Origin of the sequence: Collinsella sp. AM13-34, assembly GCF_003473055.1 — a bacterium.
Lineage (GTDB): Bacteria > Actinomycetota > Coriobacteriia > Coriobacteriales > Coriobacteriaceae > Collinsella.
In genome coordinates, this window is record NZ_QRLE01000012.1 from 19,427 (window position 1) to 42,111 (window position 22,685).

Genomic DNA, 22,685 nt, shown 5'->3' on the forward strand with positions numbered 1-22,685 from the left:
TCCCCGGCAGGACCCGTCTTCAATTGGCGGGTCCTGTGCCAGAGAGCGATCTCGATGCACTTCTTAAGCTTGGCGGCGACATCGACGGCGTGCACAAGGTGCGCGTATATGGCCGTATTGGCCAGATGGCGCTCGAATACGACGAGCAGCGTCGCGCGGCCGTGCTGGCCGCCGTCGGTGCGCTCGACGCTCAGGCCATTGCCGACGCAAAGACAGGCTACGTGATGCAGCTTGAGCCACGCAAGCACAAGCTCGTCATGGACCTTGCCACACTTATCGGTGCCCACTACGCGCGCCGCTGGTTCTTGCCGACGCCTCTGCGTGCGGTGTTTGTCGTGGCCGGTTACATGGCATTTTTGCGCGCTGCCCTTCATGAGCTCGCGCGGCCGCGCCTGACCGTTCCCGTGCTCGACGCTTCGGCCATCGGTATCTCGTTTGTCAAACGTGATGTCGACACCGCGGGCCAGACGATGTTCCTGCTCAACGTGGGCGAGCTGCTCGAGGACTACACCCGCGCCATGAGCGAAAACGAGCTCATCAACTCGCTGCTCGACGTGCCCGATAAGGCGCAAAAAGTGGTCGGTGACACCGAGGTAAGCGTTGCCGCCACCGAGCTTGAGCCCGGCGACTTGGTAGCCGTGCGCACTGGCATGTCCATTTGCATCGACGGTGTTGTCGAGCAGGGGAGCGCTATGGTCAACCAGGCGACCCTGACCGGCGAGCCGCTGGCCGTTGAGCGCAGCGTGGGCGACGACGTGTTCGCCGGAACCGTCGTGGAGGACGGCAGCATCTTGGTGCGCGTGCGCGCCAACACGGCGCAGACCAAACTGCGCTCGATCGTCTCGCTCGTGCAGACGGCCGACTCGCTCAAATCCGAGGGCCAGTCGCATATGGAGGACCTCGCCAACAAGATCGTTCCGTGGAACTTCCTGCTCGCGGGCCTGGTTGCGCTTACCACCCGTAGCCTCATCAAGACCTCGGCGGCGCTGATGGTCGACTACTCGTGCGCACTCAAGCTTACGGGTTCCGTTGCCGTCATGACCGCTATGAGCGATGCTGCCAAGATGGGCGTCATGGTCAAGGGCGCGAAGTACTTTGAGTCGTTTGCCAAGGCCGACACCATTGTGTTTGATAAGACTGGCACGCTTACCGAGGCACAGCCGCGTCTTGCCTGCGTGCTCACCACCGATGGCTGGAGCGAGGACGAGGTCCTGCGCCTTTCCGCTTGCTTGGAGGAGCATTTTCCGCATCCGGTGGCGCGTGCCGTGGTCAACGCCGCCCGCGAGCGCGGGCTCGAGCACCGCGAGCGCCATGCCGCCGTCGAGTACATCGTGGCGCACGGCATCGCTTCGTCCATTGAGGGGCGTCGCGCCATCATCGGTTCCGCGCACTTTGTATTCGAGGATGAGGGCGCGCAGCTCGAGTCCGACATTAAGGAGCAAATCGAGCTCCAGATGCAGGGCCTGTCGCCGCTGTATCTGGCGGTCGATGGCAAGGTCGTCGGCGTGCTCGGCATCGAGGATCCGCTCAAGCCCGGGGTCCGTGAGGCCATCGCCGACCTGCATGCGCTGGGCGTCAAGCACGTGGTCATGCTCACGGGTGACTCCGAGCGCACGGCCGAGCGCATCGCGCGCGAGGCGGGCGTCGACGAGTTTAAGGCCGAGCTGCTGCCCGAGGACAAGTACGCGTATGTAGAGCGAATTAAGGGCGAGGGGCGCCACGTTGCCATGGTGGGCGACGGAGTCAACGATTCGCCGGCGCTCGGTTTGGCCGACGTGGGCCTGGCGATGGGTGGCGGAAGCGACATCGCCAAGGAGGTCGCCGATATCATCCTGACCGATACGGATCTGGCCGCAATCGTGCGCCTGCGCCGCATGAGCCAGGGCCTCGTTGATCGTCTGACGAGCTCCTATTCTAAGGTGATGCTCACCAACTCAGCGCTCCTGGCGCTGGGCATTACCGGCGCGATTACCCCGCAGGCGTCGTCGCTGCTGCACAACGGCTCGACGATTGCCTACAGTCTGAGCAACGCGAAGGCTTACCTGCGTTAGCAGACGTGTTCGCCCACGTTATCTGGCCTGCGCCCAGACGGCATTTGTGTCGTCTGGGCGCAGGCCTTTTGCGTTTGGATGCCAACGTATGGGTTGATTCGTTTTGCGTCGACCATGCCGAGTCGCTTGCCGCGCGTGCGTTTATTGGACAGGCGACGGAGACGGGGGCATTGCTGTTCTTTCCGGTGCATATCGTCAAGGACGTGCTGTACGTTGTCCAACACGAGCTGAAGCGAAGCGTTCTTGCCAGTGGGGGAGCGCTCGACGAGGCGTCTGCCCGTGCAATTGGCGATGCGGCGCTGGCGTTTGTTCGGAACATGACCGAAAACGCCACGGCCGTGGGCGCAGATGCGTCGGACCTTTGGCTGGCCGACAAATACTTAGCGCTCCATCGCGATTACGAAGACAACTTGGTGCTCGCCGCGTGCAAGCGCGCGCAGGTCGATTACTTGGTAACTAACGATCGCAAGCTGCTCGAACATGCCGATCTTGCAGCAAAGACACCTCGTCAAATGATGCCGATTCTGGCTTTGGCCGAACGCGGCGGCGCGGCTATCGGTTGACGCGAACTGTTTGCGGGCCTCTTGGACGACGATGCGCCAAGGGACCCGCGCCTGCTATTTACAAAAGCTCGGCCTTAATGGCGGGACTTTCTGCGAGCTGTTCGGCTGCCTTTTCGTCGGAGCTGTCGAGTGCTGCCAGGCTGCGGTAGACCCACTCGTTGACCTGGGTGTTCTTGACGCCTGCGGTCTGCATGAGGGCACCTACCTCGCGGATTGCTGCGAGCAGATCGGCTTTGGGACCCGCGAGCTCGACCTCGATGCCGTGGTAGGCGGTCACGCCACGGTTCTCGCTCACGTGGTCGATAAAGCCCTCGACGGTCTCAAGCTGCTGGGCAAGAGCTGCATCATCGGCAGCGTCCAGCGCGACGAGTGCGTTCGATACCGTGAGGGCGGGATGTCCGCAGGGGACAAAGCCCTCGATGACATCCATAGCTTCGGTAATGGTTGAGCCCAGGCCTGCGAGGGCATTGACGAGTTGCTGCTTGGTATCCATAACGGTCCTTTCGACGGGTCAATTCTGCTTGGCGAAAATATACGTGACGCGATCGGTAGCAAAAGTGCGAAGTGCGGCGCACATTGGCGTCTTCACAGCTCGTGCATAGAACAGCTGTCTGCCTTTAGAACGTGGTAAGATAGCTATCCACGAGCGGGGTTCACCCCGCGTGTTCCTTGAAAAGTCGACGGTTATCGGGTGTTTGCAGGCCCGATACCATCCAGACTTTCCCGACATCCGGGGGCGACTGGTTTCGACACGATAGCTCTGAGAGAGGAAGCAAGCCGAGGTCTCCTCGCCTCGTTAAACAGGGGTACCGTCAAATTGAATTGACAACAACTCTTCTTTCGAGCCTATGGCTCTCGCTGCTTAATTTATAGCGGCGCGTCAACCCGGTGATTTCCCCGACACCGGCGCGACGTCATCTTAGGGGAATGCTCCTGCGCACGTAATCGGTATGGCGTGGGCTAAGATCGAACCGGTTGGGATGCCGCGAGCGTGTCGCTGCGCGCAAAGCGTCCGAGACTAAACCAGCGACTGAGCTTGGAGATGCCAATCAGGGGGCTTTCGTGGACCGGAGTTCGATTCTCCGCGCCTCCACCAATAGTTACAGGCAGGTAGATATTCGTATCTACCTGCCTTTTCATTTCTAGCCCGTACCGCGGAGAATCGAACTCTGTGCAGGGCGCGAGCGTAAAGAAAACGCGTAAGCGTTTTTAGCCCGCGGGCGAGGACGCCGGCAGGCGGCCGAAGCCGGTGCGTGTTCGCGAAGCAAACACGCGGATTCTCCGCGCAAAGCCCCAACCCAAAACAGATGTGCTGCCGATGGTATTTCAGCTAGCCATGCCCAGCACCAACGGATTCCCCCACCCGCGGAGAATCGAACTCTATGCAGGGCGCGGGCGTAAAGAAAACGCCTCAGTGACGCAGAGTGGGACGCGCTTTCCCAATGGCAGCCCAGGCGGAAAGCCCATCCCGGAATCCGCGCTCAGACTGGGACGTAGTTTCCGGATGACACATCAAACGGAAAGCGCATCCCGGAATCCGCGCTCAGAACGGGACGCGCTTTCCCAACGGCGGTCCAAGCGGAAAGCGCATCCCGTAATCCCGCCTCAAACTGGGACGCACTTTCCGCTGCACCTGCCGCCTCGAAAAACCTGCGCGCCCTCCATTCCAAAACTGGGTAGAAGAAAGCCAAAACGCAATCGCAGGAGGTCAATATGACTGCAGAAGATAAGGCAAAGAACGCCGGCAAGGTCGCGCTCGTCTTGGAGGGTGGCAGTTTTCGTGGGCAGTTTACCGCCGGCGTGCTCGACGTTCTCATGGAGGCCGGTGTCGAAATTCCGGCGGTGTACGGCGTCTCGGCCGGTGCGCTCAACGGCGTCAACTACAAGTCGCACCAGATCGGCCGCACCAACCGAGTCAATTTGACCTTCTGCAACGACAGCCGCTACATGGGCGCCGCGTCGTTTGCGTCCACGGGTTCCATCGTGGGTTACGACTTTATCTTCAACGACGTCCAGGACCGCCTGGATCCTTTTGATAACGAGACGTTCGACGCCAGCCCTATCGAGATGTACGCCGTCGCGACGGACATGCTGTTTGGAACCGCTGCCTACCTGCCGGTCAAAAGCGCCGTGCTCGACCTCGACGCCGTGCGCGCCTCGACGTCGCTGCCGCTGGTGACGCCGCCGGTCGAGATTGACGGGCACAAATACGTCGACGGCGGCGTGGCCGATTCGGTTCCTATCGAGCATGTGCTCGAGGAGGCGGGCTTCGACCGTGCGGTCGTCATCGTCACCCAGGACCGCTCGTATGAGAAAAAGCCCTACGAGTTTTTGCCGGCGGCGCGCGCCCGTTATGCTGACTACCCCTATCTGCTCGAGGCTATCGAGACGCGCCACGACCGCTATAACCTCCAGCGCATGCACCTGTGGAAGTATGAGCGCGATGGCCGCGCGTTGGTCGTCGCTCCGCAAAAGCCGGTCGAGGTCGGCCATGTCGAGCATGATCCAGTAAAGCTGCTCGATCTGTATATTCAGGGTCGCCAGGAGGCAAAGCGTTTGCTCGCGGAGATCCAGGAGTTTGTTGAGCGCTAGCGCTGCAACGTCACGGCTCGTGGATGACATGTGCAGAAACTCTGGTCGGAGCCAAAATACCTGTTGACTCGTACGGCGAGCGGGGTAATATGGACGGGTTACTTGCAGAGCCCCGTGAATCTCTGTAACAACACGTACTGTACATGGAGGAGTCTAAGTGATTTCGAAATCGACTCACTACGCCAAGCAGGGCGAGGTCCAGCGCAACTGGGTTCTCGTCGACGCCGATGGTGCTGTCCTGGGCCGTCTTGCCACCCAGATCGCAATGATCCTGCGCGGTAAGAACAAGCCTCAGTTCACGCCCAACAGCGACTGCGGCGACTTCGTTGTCGTCATCAACGCCGATAAGGTCCAGCTTACCGGTAACAAGGCCGACACGAAGACCTATTATCGCCACAGCGGCTACAACGGCGGTCTCAAGGCTGAGAGCTTCCGCCAGGCTATGGAGAAGCACCCGGAGAAGGTCATCGAGCGCGCCGTTCGCGGCATGCTGCCCAAGACCACCCTCGGCCGTGCCCAGATGACCAAGCTTAAGGTCTACGCTGGTGCCGAGCATCCGCATGCTGCCCAGAACCCCACGAAGATTGAGCTGGAGGCTTAAAGATGGCTGAGAACACCGTTGTCTACCAGGGTACCGGCCGTCGTAAGAACGCCGTCGCCCGCGTCCGTCTCGTCCCCGGCACCGGCAAGGTGACCATCAACAAGCGTGACGCCGAGCAGTATTTCGGCCGTCATCAGCTCGTTGAGAACGCCCTTGCTCCCTTCAAGGTGACCGACACCGCCGGTCAGTTCGACGTTATCGCTCTGTGCGATGGCGGCGGCATCTCCGGTCAGTCCGGCGCTCTGCGCCTGGGCATCGCTCGCGCTCTTCTGAACGCTGGCGACTACCGTGCTGACCTCAAGAAGGCCGGTTTCCTTACGCGCGATGCTCGCGTGGTCGAGCGCAAGAAGTACGGCCTCAAGAAGGCCCGCCGCGCTCCCCAGTTCTCCAAGCGCTAAGGTTTTATCTCCTTTCGAGATACAATGTACAAGCGGGGCCTGCCGATTCCTCGGCGGGTCCCGCTTTTCTTTTTCGACTAGGGTGGGCGGTTGCATATCGCCTGCTAGGGAAGGAGCGATCCTATGCCCCAGAACATCTTCGGTACCGACGGCGTCCGTGGCGTCGCCAATGCCGACCTCTCGTGTGACCTCGCGTTTCGTCTGGGTCGCGCGGCGACCAAGTTCCTTGGTCCGGACATCTGCATCGGTCGCGACACGCGTCTTTCGGGCACTATGCTCGAGAGTGCTCTGACCGCCGGCATTATGGCCGAGGGCGGCCGCCCGCACTGCTGCGGCGTTATTCCTACGCCGGCCGTGGCACTGCTCACCGTCCAAAACGAGCTTGACGGCGGCATCGTCATCTCCGCTTCGCACAATCCGCCGGAGTTCAACGGCATCAAGTTCTTTAGTCGCAAGGGCATGAAGCTTCCCGATGCTGTCGAGGAAGAGATCAGCGCCTGGGTCATGTCCGAGGAGGCCATGGCTGCCGACACGCTGCCGACCGGTGCCGGCGTGGGCCACATTATCAAGATGAAGGATGCCCGCAAGGCATATGTCGATCATGCCATCGATACGCTTGATGGCCTGAGGCTCGACGGCCTGGTCGTTGCCGTCGACTGCGGCCATGGTGCTTCTTGCCAGACTACGCCCGCCGCGCTGCAGCGCCTGGGTGCCACGGTCCATGCCATCAACACCGATTACTGCGGCACTGACATTAACGTTGAGTGCGGCTCCACTCACCTTGAGCCCCTGCGCGAGCTCGTGCTGCGCACCCACGCCGATATCGGCCTGGCCCACGATGGCGACGCCGATCGCGTGCTGTTCGTGGACAGCGAGGGCAACGAGATCGATGGCGACTACATCCTGGCCATCTGCGGCTCCGACCTGGCCGCTCGCGGCAAACTCGCCAACTCCGAGATTGTCTCGACTGTTATGTGCAACCTGGGCTTCTCCATTGCCATGAAGGAGCAGGGCTTCGAGATGGTCCAGACCGCCGTGGGCGACCGCTATGTTCTTGAGCGCATGCTCGCGGACGGCGCCGTCATCGGCGGCGAACAGTCCGGCCACATCATCTTCCTAGAGCACAACACCACCGGTGACGGCTTGGTGACGGCTCTGCAGCTGCTGGCCGTGCTCAAGCGCACCGGTCGTACCCTCACCGATCTTGCCGGCATCATGAAGAAGTATCCGCAGGTACTCGTCAACGTGCATTCCGACAACAAGGCTGGTCTGGACGATTGCCAGCCCATCTGGGATGCCGTCGCTGCTGCCGAGAAGGAGCTTGACGGCCGCGGCCGCATTCTGGTGCGCCCGAGCGGTACCGAGCCGCTGGTCCGCGTGATGGCCGAGGCCGAGACGCACGAGCTGACCCAGCGCGTTGTCGACGACATCGTCGAGGTTGTCAAGCGCGAACTTCCCTAATGGTCAAAAACGGGTGCCAAGTGGTAAACTGTTAAGGTTATTTTGGTTGATCGGTATGTCCGAGGGGGAGCATGTTCACTAAAGTCCTAAGGTCTTTTGGTATGCGTGGTCGAGTCCTTACGTTGGATGCTCCCATCTCGGGTGACGTCATTCCGCTCTCCGAGGTAAACGATCAGACGTTTGCTACCGGCCTTTTGGGCCAGGGCGTGGCGATTCAGCCCACCGGAACGCGCGTGATCGCGCCGGCTGATGCCAAGGTCGAGGCTATTTTTCCCACGGGACACGCCGTTGCGCTTAACACGGTCGATGGCTTGGACGTGCTCATCCACGTTGGTTTGGACACTGTTCAGCTCGAGGGCAAGCACTTTACCGTACATGCACAAGTGGGTGACATCGTCCATAAGGGCGATGTACTCATTGAGTTCGATCGCGAGGCAATTGCTGCCGAGGGCTACGATGTGACGGTTCCCATCTTGGTATGCAACTCCGTTGAGTTCTCGAGCATCAAGGGCTCCGTTGGCGTGCATGTCGAAGAGATGGACCAGCTCATCGTTGCTCGCGAGCGCTAGCAAGTGCACGTGGCCATTAGCCTACAATTCAAACACGTTTACGGAGGGCGCCCTTGAAAGAGGACGCCCTCCGTGGCAAGATGGGATTTGTCCGAAGCTAAAAGGCTTTGGGTCACCGTGGACGGGCAGGGGCCTCGACGCGGTTAGACACGAGACACATACATTACGCGACCTCGCCCTGGTGGCCGCACACGTTGGTTGCGGCCGACGCGGGCCGCGGGCAAGTGCTTGTAAGGGAGCCTTGCCTCTCTTGTACGAGAAAGGACGCGTAATGAAGATCATTAAAGCTAAAGACTACGAGGATATGAGCCGCAAGGCCGCCAATATCATTTCGGCGCAGGTTATCCTCAAGCCCGACTGTGTGCTGGGCCTTGCCACCGGCTCCACCCCGATCGGTGCCTACAAGCAGCTCGCTGCTTGGTACGAGAAGGGTGACGTCGACTTTGCCGAGGTCAGCACCTACAACTTGGACGAGTATCGCGGCCTTTCGCACGACGATCCCCAGAGCTATCACTACTTCATGCGTGAGAACTTCTTCGATCACATCAACATCGACCTGAACAACACGCATGTGCCCGACGGTTCCAACCCCGACGCCGCCGCTGCCTGCTCTGAGTACGATAAGGTCGTCGCTGCCGCCGGCTATCCCGATCTGCAGCTGCTCGGCATTGGCAACAACGGCCACATCGGCTTCAACGAGCCCGATGACCACTTCTCCAAGGGCACGCACTGCGTCGACCTTACCGAGAGCACCATTCAGGCCAACAGCCGCCTGTTCGACAGCATCGACGACGTTCCCCGTCAGGCCTACACCATGGGTACCCAGACCATCATGTATGCCCGCATGATCCTGGTCGTCGCCAACGGCGAGGCCAAGGCTCAGGCCGTGCACGATATGTGCTATGGTCCGGTTACGCCCGAGTGCCCGGCTTCGATCCTGCAGCTGCACACCAACTGCGTTGTCGTTGCCGACGAGGCCGCCCTTTCGCTCTGCGAGTAGCGCGAATCCTGCACCTCGACATAGCCTTGCCTAAGGCCTCCGCTTTGCGGGGGCCTTTTTGCTATCCCTTTCTGTCCACTTGACCAAAATCTTGCCGCAAGCTTGACGAATGCCGGATGCCCAACAGCTTGATTCATTCCATATCAGATTCTATGCAAAAATGCCACTAAAAGGTCGTAGACGGTAGCGGGTGCTAGGCGAGTTGAATGACATAGCTGAACCTTGTTCATTTGCGTTACACTGCCGCTTAGATGGGACAAGCTGACAAGCTCATTTACCTGCTTAAAGACCGATTAGTCGGGGGATTAATAACAATCGGCCCTCGCTGTACAAAAACTTGCCGCTTGCGTACCAAAAGACAATCTAAAACACAAGGTCGCTCTATTCATAGCGCGGCTTGTATGGTCTTGCGGCTACAGTGTCCATACGGTCGAGTTGAGGAGCGGGCATGGTAAACGATTTGAGCAGTATAGACGGCCTCGAGCTGATGCCGCTGGGCGGAGGCTATATGGTGCGCCGCGAACGCTTGATGAATGAGCTTATAGCCAAGGGCCGAAAGGCCGGCATCGTGGTTCTTTATGCGCCCGACGGGTTTGGGAAGACCTCGGTGCTGCTGCAGTACACCCATGAGGTTAAATGCGACCCGATGCGAGGCCCCGTGCGGATTATCGAGGCCGATCGCGCCATTGGGCGCGAGGTGTTTATGCAGCTCGAGGTGGTTACCGAAGAACTCAAAGACAAACCGCACTCCCTTATCGCGATTGATAATGTGCCAAACCTCGATCAGCACGATACCGAAGACCTCATCGACAGGATTCGCGGCCTGCGCGCTATGGGGGTGGGGGTCTTTATCTCCTGCCGTCCTTCAAATCGTCAACTGATTCATGGGCTGGGCGATTCGGTTAAGATCAATGCGCAGATGCTCAAGGTGCATGCCTATGAGTATTCGGCGTGGGCATCGGCGTTTTCGATCAGCACATCGCTCGACTTTTATCAGCTCACGCAGGGCGTGCCCGAGCTCGTTTCGGCATTGCAGACGGGTCTGTATGGCCAAGGCGACGTAGCCGGTCTGCTCGAAAACGAGATTGTCAACGTATATGGCGCGGCACTTGTCGACCTGGCTTCGCTCGACAATAATGCACTGTTTTGCGTGGCATGTCTCATGATTTTGATGGGCGAGGGCAATATCGCAGAACTCGAGGCTTGCGGGGTGAGGCTATCGATGGTCGACCAGTCCTACTTCGTACGCGACTACCCGATCTTTGGCTTGGACCCCGCCGAGCGGAGTTTTACGTGTCTGGGCACGGAGGATAACGGACGCTTGCGCTTGCGTAAGTTGGTGGCCGAGGTTCGCCCCGAACTTGTTCCGAGGGCGGCCCGGATTTTGCTTAAGGCGGGCCGATGCGATGCGGCGATGGGCCTGGCGGACGCTTTTTTGGACCGTGATGCGGTCCTTGAACTTGCTGGGCAGTATGGGGTCGATCTGGCTCTGACGGGGCACGGGGCCGATATCTGCCGAGCAGCGCTGGGCACGATCGATGCCGAGGATCCGGCTCCAGAGCCAACGCCTGCCGAGGCGCTTGGCGTATATCTGGCAGCGGTCAGCGTGTCCAATACAAAGCTCGCTCGCTATATGGCATCGGTCATCGAGCGCGGGGGCGAACGGGCGGCCTGCGAAATAGACCCTGTTTCATGGAGGGTGGCCCAGACACTGACGGCTGTTTGCTATGGGGACAACGGGCTTGGGCTTCCTACGAACCTGACCGTGCCAGAAATCGAGACATCCCATACCGCACTCGATATGTTGTCCGCGCATATCGAGGTCAAGCGCTGCCTGACCGAGCGGGGAGATGACGGCGGCGTTCTACAGCAGCTCAAAACGAGCAAGGCCTACGACTGCGAGCTCGACATCGCGGGGATTGTTATACGGGCCGACAGCATGCTGGTGGAGCTTTTTGACGGGTCGTTTGCGGGAACCGACGAGCGCGACGACGAGATGACGGTGGTGCGGGAGGCGCTCGACGTACGTGGGCTCAAGGCAATGGCTATCTGGGTGCGCATGGTGTTGGCGGCACGGCGGCTCCTTTCCGGCTTGCCGGTAACCGACGACGCGGCATTCAACGAGCTCGATCGTTTTGCCGTGCGCATGCGCGACAACCAGATTCAGCTGTTTGGCCTGTTGCTAGAAGGCTGGCAGTCGCTGGCAGAGGGACGGCCGGTTAATGCAAAGTTCCGTGCGGTCCAAGTGCTCAAACTTGCCGAGGAGTCGATTGCGTACATGCGCGATAACGCATTGCTGTTGGAGCGCGCGGCGTATCTGCGTAACACCTCGATGGTTTCGGTGCGCGAGGAAGCGGAGCTACTCGATATAAGCCAGACGCAGGTTGGTGGAGCGGAGGCCTGGATGGTGGCGCTGCATTTGGCCTGTGCGGGCCGAGACAGCGATCTTGCGGCCTGGATGTCCATGAATCGTGCGGGGATTCTAGAGCCATCGTATCGGCTCTTTGCGCGCCTTGCCATGCATTGTCTGGGCGAGCCGGCGGCCAGGATACGCAAGAAGCTTCCCGTGCGCGAGCTGTCGCGGTACTCGCTGCGCGACGATTTGGAAGGGGAGGGCGAGCGCCTGTTCCAGGCCGGCGAGGTTGAAGCCGTTGATACCATCGACCATATCGAGATTCGCATGTTTGGTGCGTTTCGCGCCGAGCGCGACGGGTTTCCCATCACGGACAAAATGTGGCGCCGCAAGAAGGCGGCGACACTTGCCGAGCGGCTTGCACTGGGCATGGATGCGCTCGTCGATCGTGAGACGCTGGCCATGGAGCTGTGGCCCCATGCCGAGTTCAATAGCGCCCGCAATAACCTGTACTCGACGATATCGCGCTTGCGGTCGGCTTTGGGGCCGACGCCGGATGGCAAGTCGTGTGTACTCATCCAAAATGAATGCATCGGACTCAACGGCGACTACGTCAAGACCGATGTACGGCTGTTTGACCAGATAAGCCGCGAGGTTTTGGGAAATCGCACGGGTGCGCGCGGGCCCCATTTAGTTGAGCTGTGCCTTAAGATTGAGCAGCTTTATGCCGGACCGCTGTATGTTCCCAATGGCTGTAATCCCACCTACTTTTTGCGCATGCGACGCATTATGCAGTCAAAGTACATCGATTGCATGATCAAGGGAGCAAATGCCGCTCTAGAAGAAAACGATCTGCAGTCGGCGATTTGGCTGGCGGAGTCGGGGCTTCGGCAGGAAACGGCGCGCGAGGATATGGTGCGCTGTGCCATGCGCGTCTACAGTGCGGCGGGGCGGCGGCGCGATATCGTCGAGCTGTACAGCGGGCATATGCACCATCTGAGGGAACAGGTCAATGGCGTACCCGAGCCCGAGACGCGGCATCTATACGAGCGCTTGGTGGAGGGGCGGCTCAATCGCGTGCTGGTCGAGCGATGAAAAACGGGCGCCCGAAGTACTTGGGCACCCGTAAGCTTGCTATGTGTTGGCTCGCCGGATCATTGGCTCTTAGACGAGCTTGATCTTCTCGATGTCCTTGCGCGAGGACTCGCGATACAGCGAGAACTTGCGGCCGATGACCTGGACGACCTCGGCGTGGCAACGCTCGGCGAGCTCTTCGGCGGCCTCGCGGGCGGAAAGACTGGAGCCATCGAGCACGGAGCACTTAACGAGCTCGTGCTTCTCCAGGTAGGCGACCGTCTGCTCGACGGTGCCCTCGTTGACATCGGACTTACCGATGATGATGGCGGGGTTGAGGTGATGGGCCATGCTGCGAAGCTGCTTGACCTGGGCTCCTGTCAGTGCCATGGGTTCTCGCTTTCTATGTATGGGGCGCCCCGCGACGGGGCCTTAATCTACGTGAGCTGTCCCACGATAGCGCAGGAACGGCGCGGTGTGGGGCGCGTTTGCCCAGTTCAAAAAGAATGCGGATGCCGAGTGAGTGGGCGGTGCGGGCTGCGAACAGGCTATGAACTGGGCGCAGAGACCGGCTCCCATGCAATAAACGCCCAGCGAACCTTGCGGACATGATCGAGCATATAGCGCCCCTGCGGCACGCCCTTGGAGCCCGGCTCACCGGCATGGGGGTTCTCAATCATGTGTTGGGCGATGTAGTCGCGCAGGCGGTCGATCTTATCTTCGTTGCCATGCTCGAGCATACGGGAAAAATCTGCTACGCCCGCCTCAGGGCTATCGAAGGTATCGCGACGAGGCGATTCAAAGTACGTAACCTGCGGCAGGGCACCCATCTGAATGAGGATATTAAAAGCATACACAAAGCCATTACTGCAGGTAACCGAGGCGCCGATAGCGTTCATCAAGTGCAGATCATAGCGCGGGCTGGAGTTGGCGACCATCGTGACAGCACAACGCCGACGAGCCGTTCGATCAAGCTTGGCAAGCGCATCTTTTAGGTTGGTCGTGGTGACAGAGCGACTGGCAAAGGCAGCATCTACCGCTTTCGCGACCGGTCCAACCAAATCCCAATCATCATCCCAAGCAAGCTCAAGCGGCGTTATGCGCCCCTCGAGCCCGTAATACTCAATGCCGGCATCAAGGGTGCCCAACATAGCGGGGGAGAAGTCGGCTGCAATCACAGGATGCCCAGCCTGAGCAAGCGGAATAGCAATCGACCCAGCTCCACACCCCATATCAAGCACGGATTCACCAGGCTTTAACGCCAACAGCTTAATAAAGTCCCGGGCATACGGAGCAGTCTCAAGCGGCCGAAAATGCCGAGCCCTTTTATCCCACTCAAAAGAATCATCAGCCCGCCGCCGACCAGCCTGCAGGCGCATCCATTCGCCATTCCAATCAGCGGAAAGAAGCTCAGAGCGAGCGTCCCCATCAACCACGGGCCAATCTCCTAGCAACAAAAAAGCGACTCCTCCCAAAAGAAGAGCCGCAACCAGCATATATCAGAAAAAGAACCGTTCCAACGCCAAACCGCCGCACCAGCCAAGTGGTGCAGGAGCGAAGCGACTGCAACCGGGATAGAACCCAACTGAGGTCCCGTTGTGCGGGAGCCCCGGGGAGGGCAAATATATAAGGTCGATCGCGAGTTCCGCACGAGCCGGAGAGCACTTAATGTGCTCTCCGTGCGAGTCAGGACTGTCCGGGCAGGCGACCTTATATATTTGCCCTCCCCGGGGCTCCTCGCCAGTCCCCCTCAGCTAGTTCTTCAGCGAGTTCAGCGGTGCCGGGAAGCGTCCACCACGGTGGGCAAGCACGGTGCCGGCGTTGGGGTTCACCGGCATGATGGGCGCACGGCCGAACAGACCGCCGTATTCGACGCAGTCGCCCACGCCCTTGCCGATGGCAGGAATCACGCGGACGGCCGTGGTCTTGTTGTTGATGACGCCGATGGCCATCTCGTCGGCGATGATGCCGGCGATGGTCTCGACCGGGGTGTCGCCGGGGATGGCGATCATGTCCAAGCCAACGGAGCACACGCAGGTCATAGCCTCGAGCTTCTCGAGCGAAAGCGCGCCGGCCTCGACGGCGGCGATCATGCCGGCGTCCTCGGACACGGGGATAAAGGCGCCCGAGAGGCCGCCCACGCTGGAGCTGGCCATGACGCCGCCCTTCTTGACGGCATCGTTGAGCATGGCGAGCGCGCAGGTCGTACCGGGGCCACCGCAGGTGCCTACGCCGATGATCTCGAGGATGCGGGCAACGGAGTCACCGATGGCAGGCGTGGGAGCCAGCGACAGGTCGACAATGCCCTTCTCGACACCCAGACGATGGGCGGCCTCGCGGCTCATGAGCTCGCCGGCACGGGTGATCTTAAAGGCGGTCTGCTTAATCTTTTCGGCGACTTCCATCATCGATGCGGAATCGGGCAGCGTCTCCAGGGCTGCGGCCATAACGCCGGGGCCCGAGACGCCTACGTTGATGACGGCGTCGGCCTCGCCACCGCCGTGGACGGCGCCCGCCATAAACGGGGAGTCCTCGACCATGTTAGCAAAGCAGACAAACTTGGAAGCGCCGACGGAATCCTGGTCGGCCGTGAGTTTAGCGGCATCGATGATGGTCTGGGCGGCCATAAGCACGGCGTCCATATTGATGCCGGCGCGCAGGCTGGCGACGTTGACGCTGGAGCAGACGCGGCTCGTGGTGGCGAGCGCCTGGGGGATGGACTGGATGACGCGGCGGTCGGCGTCGCCGATGCCCTTCTGGACGAGCGCGGAGAAGCCGCCCAGGTAATCGATGCCGAGCGTCTCGGCCGCGCGGTCGAGGGCGTGCGCGATGGGGGTGAGGTCCTCATCCTTGCAGCACGCGGCGATCTGGGCCACCGGGGTGACGGAAACGCGCTTGTTGACGATGGGGATACCGTACTCGCGCTCGAGGTTCTCGGCGGTCTCGACCAGATGCTCAGCCGTGTGCGTCACGTGGTCGTAGATCTTCGTGCACATGCGGTCGAGGTTCTCGTCACCGCAACCCATGAGCGAAACACCCATGGTGATGGTCCTGATGTCGAGGTTCTGCTCCTCAACCATGCCGCGGGTTTCCGCGATTTCTGCGGGCGTGATCGCCATCCTTGCGCTCCTATCTGCCAAAACGAGCATAGTCTTTTCCATTCTAACGTGCCGCACGTGCCAAGTGGCGCATGCGGCACGTTTTGGTGCTCGGTTGTTTCCGTTGTGTTACTGCCCAAAGACCTCTTCGGCGATACGAGCGCTTTCGGCGGCGTCCTTGGCGTAGTAGTCCGCGCCGATCTGCTTGGCGTATTCGGGGGTGAGCACGGCGCCGCCTACGATGATCTTGACGCCCGGAACCTCGGCATGGAGCAACTTGATGGTCTCTTCCATGGCGACGACCGTGGTGGTCATAAGCGCCGAGAGGCCGACGAGCTTGATGTCACGCTCCCGCACGGTCTTGAGCACCTCTTGCGGGTCGACGTCGCGGCCTAGGTCAAAGACGGTATAGCCGTAGTTATCGAGCAGCATCTTGACGATGTTCTTACCGATGTCGTGGATGTCGCCCTTGACGGTGGCCACGCAGATCTTGCCCTTGTCGGCGATCTCGCCGGCGGGCATCAGGCGCTTGATGGTGTCGAAGCCCACGCGTGCGGCTTCGGCCGAGGCCATAAGCTGCGGCAAGAAGAACTTGCCCTGGTCAAAGAGGACGCCAACCTCGTCGAGGGCGGGGATAAAGTGATTGTTGATGAGGTCCATGGCGTCGTGGTCTGCCAGCAGACGCTCGGTCTCGGCAGCGATCTCGCCTTTGCGGCCCGAGACGACCATGCGACGAATCGGGTCGTCGTTGCCGTCGGTGCCGTCGGTGCCGGCAGCGGGCACGGTGTCGGTCGATGCGGCCTGAGCTGCTGCCGGGTTGGCGGCGATCTTATACGGATCGGTCCAGCCGGCATAGCGCTCGATGTATCCGGTCGAGCCCTCGTCCTCAACGCTCAGGACGCGATAGCTGTAGACGGTATCCATAAAGCGCTTGGAGCCCGGGTTCATGATGGGGGCGTCCAGACCCGCGCCAAAAGCGGCGGCCAAAAAGACCGAACCCAGCAGCGGGCGAGCGGGCAGGCCAAAGCTGATGTTCGACACGCCGAGCGCGCATTTGACGCCCAGGCGCTCCTTGCACAGGGACATGGCGCGCAGGATCTGCTCGGCCTGGCGTTGATTGGTCGAGGCGGTCATGACCAGGCAGTCGATGAGGATGCGGTCCGGGCCAATGCCGTAGCGGGCGGCCTCGGCCACGATGCGCTCGGCGATGGCGAAGCGGGCCTCGGCGGTATCGGGGATGCCGCCTTCGTCGAGCGTAAGGCCGACGACGTTGGTGCCGTAGTGGGCAACCAACGGAAAGATCTCATCCATGATCTGCTGCTTGCCATTGACCGAGTTGATGATGGGCTTGCCGGCGTAGCGGCGCACGGCGGCTTCGACGGCTGCGGGGTCGGTGGAGTCGATCTGCAACGGCAGCAGCGTGGAACCCTGGAGCTGCTCGGTGGCCTGTTGGATAATCTTGACCTCGTCGATCTCGGGCAGGCCCACGTTGACGTCCAGGATGTCGGCGCCCTGCTCCTGCTGGCTGATGCCCTGGCTCACCACGTAGTCCAGATCGCCGTCGCGCAGGGCCTGCTGCAGGCGCTTTTTGCCGGTGGGATTGATGCGCTCGCCGATGACGGCAATCTTGTGGCCGTCGCAGGGAAGGTCCACCACAGTCTGGGCACTTGTGACCGACATGCTGGGCTTGCGGTGGCGCGGACTGGGCGTGTGGTTATCGATAAGCGTGCGCAAGGCGGCCATGTGCGCCGGCGTGGTGCCGCAGCAGCCTCCCACGACGCTCACGCCGTCCTCAATCATGCCGGCGACGGCTTTGGCGTATTCGGGGGCCTGGATGTCAAAGACGGTATTACCGTCGTCGTCCACGTGGGGCAGTCCCGCATTGGCCTGCACCATAACGGGTTTGTCCGTAACGGTGAGCATACGTGCGGCGAGCCCTCGGAGCTCGGCCGGTCCCTGGCTGCAGTTGATGCCCAGAACGTCGGCGCCGATGGCGTCGAGCGTGATGGCGGCCACCTCGGGACTCGTGCCCAGGAACGTGCGACCGTCTTCCTCAAAGGTCATGGTGGCAAAGACGGGCAGGTCGGAGTTCTCTCGGCAGGCGAGGACGGCCGCCTTGATCTCGGCAAGGTCGGTCATGGTCTCGATAATAAAGAGGTCCACGCCCGCATCGACGCCGGCGCGCACTTCCTCGGCAAAGAGGTCGTAGGCCTCGTCAAAGCTGAGGGTGCCCAGGGGGCGCAGCAGGGCGCCGATGGGGCCGATGTCGCCGGCGACGTAGTGGGCGCCGGCCGCGCTGGCGCAAGAGACCGCGGCGGCAAAGACATCTGCCACGGTGGCGGCGCCATCGAGCTTGTGCGCGTTGGCGCCAAAGGTGTTGGCGGTGATCACATCGCAGCCGGCCTCGACGTACTGACGCTGGATGTCGGTGATGACCTGAGGCTCCTCAAAGTTGAGCAGCTCGGGCAGGGCGCCTGCCTTCATGCCGGCGGCCTGCAGCATGGTGCCCATGCCGCCGTCGAACAGCAGGTGCCCCGTGCCCTCGATGGCAGCGCGCAGGCGATCGTCCTTAATGCGAAGGTCGTCGATTGTGCGCGTCTTGTACGTGGCGCCATTGCGGCGTGCGGCATCAACGGGCGCCGCCAGCGCGGCACCGTCCAGATCATGAGTGATAAGCGGAGTAAACATCAATGAGCTCCTAATGGCTGGAATAGCAGGTGGTGTGGGCGGCGCGGAAGCGACAGTGCTCGCGCATGCGGCAGATATTGCAGGTGGGGCGGCTCTGGGCGTCGTGGACCTCGCCGTCGAACAGACCGATCACCGCGGTCACGCTCTTGGTGGGCATGAGCAGGCTGGTGGGCGTGACGGTAAGCCCGATGAGCCGCGTGGCGTTGAGCGCGTCCACGATTGAGCGCTGTGCCGTAAGCGGGCAGTCGCCGTAGCCGGGACTGAAGCGCCAGTTACCGGCGAGTCCGTGTGCGGCGGCCGCAGCCTTAACCTGCTGGTCCATCTGCTCGACGGCGGCTTCTACATAGGCAGAGCATGCGGCGTCGAGCACGGCTCCCTCCAGGGGCTGCTGGGCTCCCGTGGTACGCAGGCGACGCTCGGCGTCCATGCCGAGAGTGCATGCCATGAGCGCGGCAAATCGGGCGTCTTTGAGATGTCGATAGATATCGCGACCCCGCAGATCAACGTTGGCGCCGACCAAGCGGATGCAGGGCTCGCCCTGCTCGTCCACGCCCGTGGCATCGACGGCAAACACGCGTCGCACGCCACGGGGTTCAATGTCCAGCTCCAGACGCTCAACGACAAGCTCAATACGCTGCGACAGCTCGGGCTCAATTTGCTGACCGCTGTAGCCCAGATAGCGCAGCATCTCGGCACGATCGACGCGGGGATGGTGGGCATCATCGATACGATAAAGCGCCGGCGACGCAAGGTCGGCCGGCACTTCGACAGCGGTTGTATCGATGTGCGGTTTTTCCATTACCCCAGGCGCTCCATAATGGTTGCGGCGATTGCAGGACGATTCATAGTGTACAGGTGCAGACCGTCGGCGCCGTGCTCCTTAAGGTCGCAAAGCTGACGGGCGGCATAATCTACACCGGCTGCCTGCAGGCTCTCGGGGTCGTTCTCGTACTTGGCGAGAATCTTGATGACGGGGGAGGGCAGCGACGCGCCGCACATAAAGACCATGCGGCTGATTTGCGACTTGCCCATAAACGGCATGATGCCCGCGGTAATGGGCACGGTGATACCTGCCTTGTTGGCAAGCTCGCGGAAACGGTAGAAGCACTCGTTGTCAAAGAAGAGCTGCGTCACAAAGAAGCTCGCGCCGGCGTCCTGTTTTTGCTTGAGGTGTTCGACCGAGACGTTGAGGTCCTCGCAGGCAATGTGGCCCTCGGGGTAGGCTGCGGCGCCCACACAAAAGCCGGCGTCGACGAGCTCGGGGATGAGGTCGCGGGCGTAGGCGTAGTCCGAGGCGGGCTTGTCGTCCTCGGTCGCGCCGGCGGGAAGATCACCGCGCAGGGCCAGCACATTTTCTACACCGGCGGAGCGGTACTCGTCGATCTTGGCGGCAATATCGGCATGCGTGCGGCCAACGCAGGTGAGGTGTGCCACCGAGGGCGTATCGAATTCGCTCGTAATCATATGTGCGATGGGGGCGGTGGCGGCGCCGTTGCCCGAACCGCCGGCCGAGCAGGTGACCGAGACAAAACTCGGCGAAAGATTGCACAGATTGCCTGCCACTTCGCGAGCCGTGTCGAGGGTCAGCTCGCCCTTGGGCGGGAACATCTCAAACGAAACGGGCGCGGTGCCTTGGGATGCTGCCTGCTTAAAAACCTCGTCGACGCGCATATCGTGCTCCTTTAGATGCTTAGTGCGATGTGTTGTAAGGATTCTACAGCACCACTGCGCCACGATGGAGTTTTACTCGCTATTTGGTGATACCAATCGAAAATGCTTCGCTATCGGCATTTCCTATAACAGAGCGGTCAATGTAGAATGGGGGCTCTATTGAATGGTATCTGATGCGAAATACCAGTTAATAGAGCCCCGTTCCAAGTTGACTATCCTTAAACCATGGGGAGAGGTCTGCAATTTATACAGTTGATTGGCTGTTGAGGGCAGCAACACCGCCGCGATGCGGTAACCTCATTGATTGGTTTCGCGACAGCAACATAACGGTAATGTCGCGGAAACACGGCGAGTCTAAGCTAGGACTCGTTCGTTAGCAATCAACACCGCTTCTCACGCGGTGCCGATACGAAGGGAGTTCCGTATGGCCGAACTTACTGACCGCTTCGGAACCATGGTGTTCTCTGAGGAAGTCATGAAGGACTACCTCCCCAAGGACATTTGGAAGCGCCTTGCTGCAACCCTCGAGGACGGTGAGCCGCTCGACCTGGACGTGGCCAACGCCGTCGCTCACGCCATGAAGGTCTGGGCCATCTCCAAGGGCGCTACGCACTATGCGCACTGGTTCCAGCCGCTTTCGGGCATCACTTCCGAGAAGCACGACAGCTTCCTCGAGCCCAACCACGACGGCACCGCCATTACCAAGTTTACGGGCAAGAACCTCATCCAGGGCGAGCCGGACGCCTCCAGCTTCCCCAACGGCGGCCTGCGTGCCACCTTCGAGGCCCGTGGCTACACCGCTTGGGATCCCACCAGCCCCGCCTTTATCAAGGACGACGTCCTGTGCATCCCCACGGCCTTCTGCTCCTACACGGGCGAGGCCCTGGACAAGAAGACCCCGCTGCTGCGCTCCATGACCGCGCTCTCGCGTGAGTCCAAGCGCGTTTTGGCATTGTTTGGCAAGAGCCCCAAGAAGGTCGTTCCTTCCGTAGGCGACGAGCAGGAGTACTTCCTGATCAAGAAGGACGCCTACCGCAAGCGCAAGGACCTGGTCATCACCGGCCGCACGCTCTTTGGCGCCGCTCCCTGCAAGGGCCAGGAGCTCGAGGAGCACTACTTTGGCGCAATCCGCCCCACCGTCTCGTCCTATATGAAGGACCTGGACAACGAGCTGTGGGCGCTCGGCATTCCCGCCAAGACCAAGCACAACGAGGTTGCCCCCTGCCAGCATGAGCTCGCCCCCGTCTATGGCGAGGTCAACGAGGCCATCGACCAGAACCTGGTCATGATGGAGAAGATGAAGCTCATCGCCTCCCGCCACGATCTGGTCTGCCTGCTGCACGAGAAGCCGTTCGAGGGTATCAACGGTTCGGGCAAGCACAACAACTGGTCGCTTGGCACCGAGTCCGAGAATCTGCTCGATCCGGGCGACACCCCGCTCGACAACCTGCAGTTCATCGTCTTCCTCACTGCGGTGATCGAGGCCGTCGATAACTATCAAGAGCTCCTGCGTGCTTCCGTCGCCTCGGCCGGCAACGACCATCGTCTGGGCGCCAACGAGGCTCCTCCGGCGATTATGTCCATCTTCCTGGGCGACCAGCTTACCGAGGTCGTCGAGAAGATCATCGACGGCAAGGCTTCCGTCCACGCCACGCGCGGCGTGCTCGACCTGGGCGCCGACACCCTGCCCAAGCTGATGCAGGATAACACCGACCGCAACCGCACCTCCCCGTTCGCCTTCACCGGCAACAAGTTTGAGTTCCGTGCCTGCGGCTCCGAGCAGAACGTCTCCGACTCCAACCTGGTGCTCGATGCCGCCGTGGCCAAGTCGCTCAAGTCCTTTGCCGATGCACTTGAGGGCACGCCCGAGGACAAGTTCCAGGACGCCGCGCTCGAGTACTGCAAAAAGGTCCTGACCGATCACCAGCGCATCTTGTTCTCCGGCGACGGCTACTCCGACGAGTGGCCCGTCGAGGCCGAGAAGCGCGGCCTTGCCAACAACAAGACCACGGCCGACGCTCTGCCTGCCTTTGTTTCCGATAAGGCCATCGCGCTCTTTGAGGAGACGGGCGTTCTGACCCGCGCCGAGGCCCAGTGCCGCTACGACTGCAAGCTCGAGAAGTACAACAAGCTCATGAACATCGAGGCTACCACGATGATTCGCGAGGCACGTCGTACCTATCGCCCGGTCATCACCGCCTATGCCACCAAGGTCGCTAAGGGCCTGGAGACAATCCGCGCCGCCGGTGCTGACGCTGCCATGCAGTGCGAGCAGAACACGCTCAACAAGCTCTGCAACGGCATCACCGCCATCAACGATTCCATCAAGGCTCTCGATGCCGTACACCAGAAGGCCGAGACCCTCGATGGCCAGGAGCAGGCCAACGTGTACGCGCACGAGGTTGTTCCCGCTATGGATACGCTGCGTGCCGCCGTGGATGCCATGGAGGAGATCGTGGCTGCCGACTACTGGCCGGTCCCGACCTACGACGACATCCTGTTCTACGTGTAGAACGTAACTGACATATCGTCACGGTATTGAGCCGGGGTCCGCATCGCGCGGGCT

The 22,685-nt window shown here is 60.9% G+C and carries 17 protein-coding genes and 1 other RNA gene; 11 read left to right on the forward strand and 7 right to left on the reverse strand.

The window, feature by feature from the left end; translation table 11 throughout:
- The first annotated feature begins 35 nt into the window (after positions 1-35).
- Positions 36-2,051 (forward strand): heavy metal translocating P-type ATPase, encoded by a 2,016-nt coding sequence (locus DW151_RS06230; protein ID WP_233543362.1) that lies wholly within the window; start codon positions 36-38, stop codon positions 2,049-2,051.
- A gap of 74 nt (positions 2,052-2,125) precedes the next feature.
- Entirely contained in the window at positions 2,126-2,614 is a 489-nt protein-coding gene (locus tag DW151_RS06235; protein ID WP_158571670.1) for a PIN domain-containing protein, read from the forward strand.
- A gap of 58 nt (positions 2,615-2,672) precedes the next feature.
- Here the strand turns inward: DW151_RS06235 and DW151_RS06240 are convergent, their stop codons facing one another.
- Positions 2,673-3,107, reverse strand: coding sequence for a hypothetical protein (locus DW151_RS06240; protein WP_118260204.1), 435 nt, complete (start codon positions 3,105-3,107; stop codon positions 2,673-2,675).
- A 239-nt stretch (positions 3,108-3,346) separates the two neighbouring features.
- Here DW151_RS06240 and ssrA point away from each other — a divergent pair.
- The 8 genes from ssrA (at position 3,347) to DW151_RS06280 (ending at position 12,683) form a co-directional block, all read left to right on the forward strand.
- Positions 3,347-3,710, forward strand: a transfer-messenger RNA (tmRNA) gene (gene ssrA / locus DW151_RS06245).
- 617 nt (positions 3,711-4,327) lie between these two features.
- Complete coding sequence (locus tag DW151_RS06250; RefSeq protein WP_117655235.1) at positions 4,328-5,206, forward strand: patatin family protein; 879 nt, start codon at positions 4,328-4,330, stop codon at positions 5,204-5,206.
- 157 nt (positions 5,207-5,363) lie between these two features.
- Positions 5,364-5,807, forward strand: a complete 444-nt coding sequence (gene rplM, locus DW151_RS06255) for a 50S ribosomal protein L13 (protein WP_022094635.1) — start codon at positions 5,364-5,366, stop codon at positions 5,805-5,807.
- Positions 5,808-5,809: 2 nt separating this feature from the next.
- Entirely contained in the window at positions 5,810-6,205 is a 396-nt protein-coding gene (gene rpsI / locus DW151_RS06260) for a 30S ribosomal protein S9 (RefSeq protein WP_022094634.1), read from the forward strand.
- Between the two features lie 123 nt (positions 6,206-6,328).
- Positions 6,329-7,666: a phosphoglucosamine mutase gene (glmM, locus tag DW151_RS06265; RefSeq protein ID WP_006234694.1), complete on the forward strand. Its 1,338-nt coding sequence runs from the start codon at positions 6,329-6,331 to the stop codon at positions 7,664-7,666.
- Positions 7,667-7,767: 101 nt separating this feature from the next.
- Positions 7,768-8,235 carry a PTS glucose transporter subunit IIA gene (locus DW151_RS06270; RefSeq protein WP_306421699.1) on the forward strand — a complete coding sequence of 156 codons (468 nt, stop codon included), beginning with the start codon at positions 7,768-7,770 and terminating at the stop codon, positions 8,233-8,235.
- A 271-nt stretch (positions 8,236-8,506) separates the two neighbouring features.
- Positions 8,507-9,235, forward strand: a complete 729-nt coding sequence (gene nagB, locus DW151_RS06275; RefSeq protein ID WP_117716776.1) for a glucosamine-6-phosphate deaminase — start codon at positions 8,507-8,509, stop codon at positions 9,233-9,235.
- Between the two features lie 448 nt (positions 9,236-9,683).
- Positions 9,684-12,683 carry a BTAD domain-containing putative transcriptional regulator gene (locus tag DW151_RS06280; RefSeq protein WP_117716777.1) on the forward strand — a complete coding sequence of 1,000 codons (3,000 nt, stop codon included), beginning with the start codon at positions 9,684-9,686 and terminating at the stop codon, positions 12,681-12,683.
- Positions 12,684-12,752: 69 nt separating this feature from the next.
- Here the strand turns inward: DW151_RS06280 and DW151_RS06285 are convergent, their stop codons facing one another.
- The 6 genes from DW151_RS06285 to DW151_RS06310 all read right to left on the reverse strand — a co-directional run bounded on the left by DW151_RS06285 (position 12,753) and on the right by DW151_RS06310 (position 20,119).
- Positions 12,753-13,052: a YhbY family RNA-binding protein gene (locus tag DW151_RS06285; RefSeq protein ID WP_006234690.1), complete on the reverse strand. Its 300-nt coding sequence runs from the start codon at positions 13,050-13,052 to the stop codon at positions 12,753-12,755.
- A gap of 158 nt (positions 13,053-13,210) precedes the next feature.
- Positions 13,211-14,158 carry a methyltransferase domain-containing protein gene (locus DW151_RS06290; protein ID WP_370448022.1) on the reverse strand — a complete coding sequence of 316 codons (948 nt, stop codon included), beginning with the start codon at positions 14,156-14,158 and terminating at the stop codon, positions 13,211-13,213.
- Between the two features lie 258 nt (positions 14,159-14,416).
- A complete protein-coding gene (locus DW151_RS06295; RefSeq protein WP_035136908.1) occupies positions 14,417-15,781 on the reverse strand; it encodes a PFL family protein in 1,365 nt (454 codons plus the stop codon).
- 108 nt (positions 15,782-15,889) lie between these two features.
- Positions 15,890-18,448: a homocysteine S-methyltransferase family protein gene (locus DW151_RS06300; RefSeq protein ID WP_197032123.1), complete on the reverse strand. Its 2,559-nt coding sequence runs from the start codon at positions 18,446-18,448 to the stop codon at positions 15,890-15,892.
- 10 nt (positions 18,449-18,458) lie between these two features.
- Entirely contained in the window at positions 18,459-19,247 is a 789-nt protein-coding gene (locus DW151_RS06305) for a hypothetical protein (RefSeq protein WP_117773112.1), read from the reverse strand.
- Entirely contained in the window at positions 19,247-20,119 is an 873-nt protein-coding gene (locus tag DW151_RS06310) for a methylenetetrahydrofolate reductase (protein WP_118334957.1), read from the reverse strand. Before DW151_RS06310 ends, DW151_RS06305 begins: the two co-directional genes overlap by 1 nt.
- A 424-nt stretch (positions 20,120-20,543) precedes the next feature.
- Between DW151_RS06310 and DW151_RS06315 the strand changes: the two genes are divergently transcribed.
- Positions 20,544-22,631 (forward strand): glutamine synthetase III, encoded by a 2,088-nt coding sequence (locus DW151_RS06315; RefSeq protein ID WP_118334959.1) that lies wholly within the window; start codon positions 20,544-20,546, stop codon positions 22,629-22,631.
- Positions 22,632-22,685 lie beyond the last annotated feature (54 nt).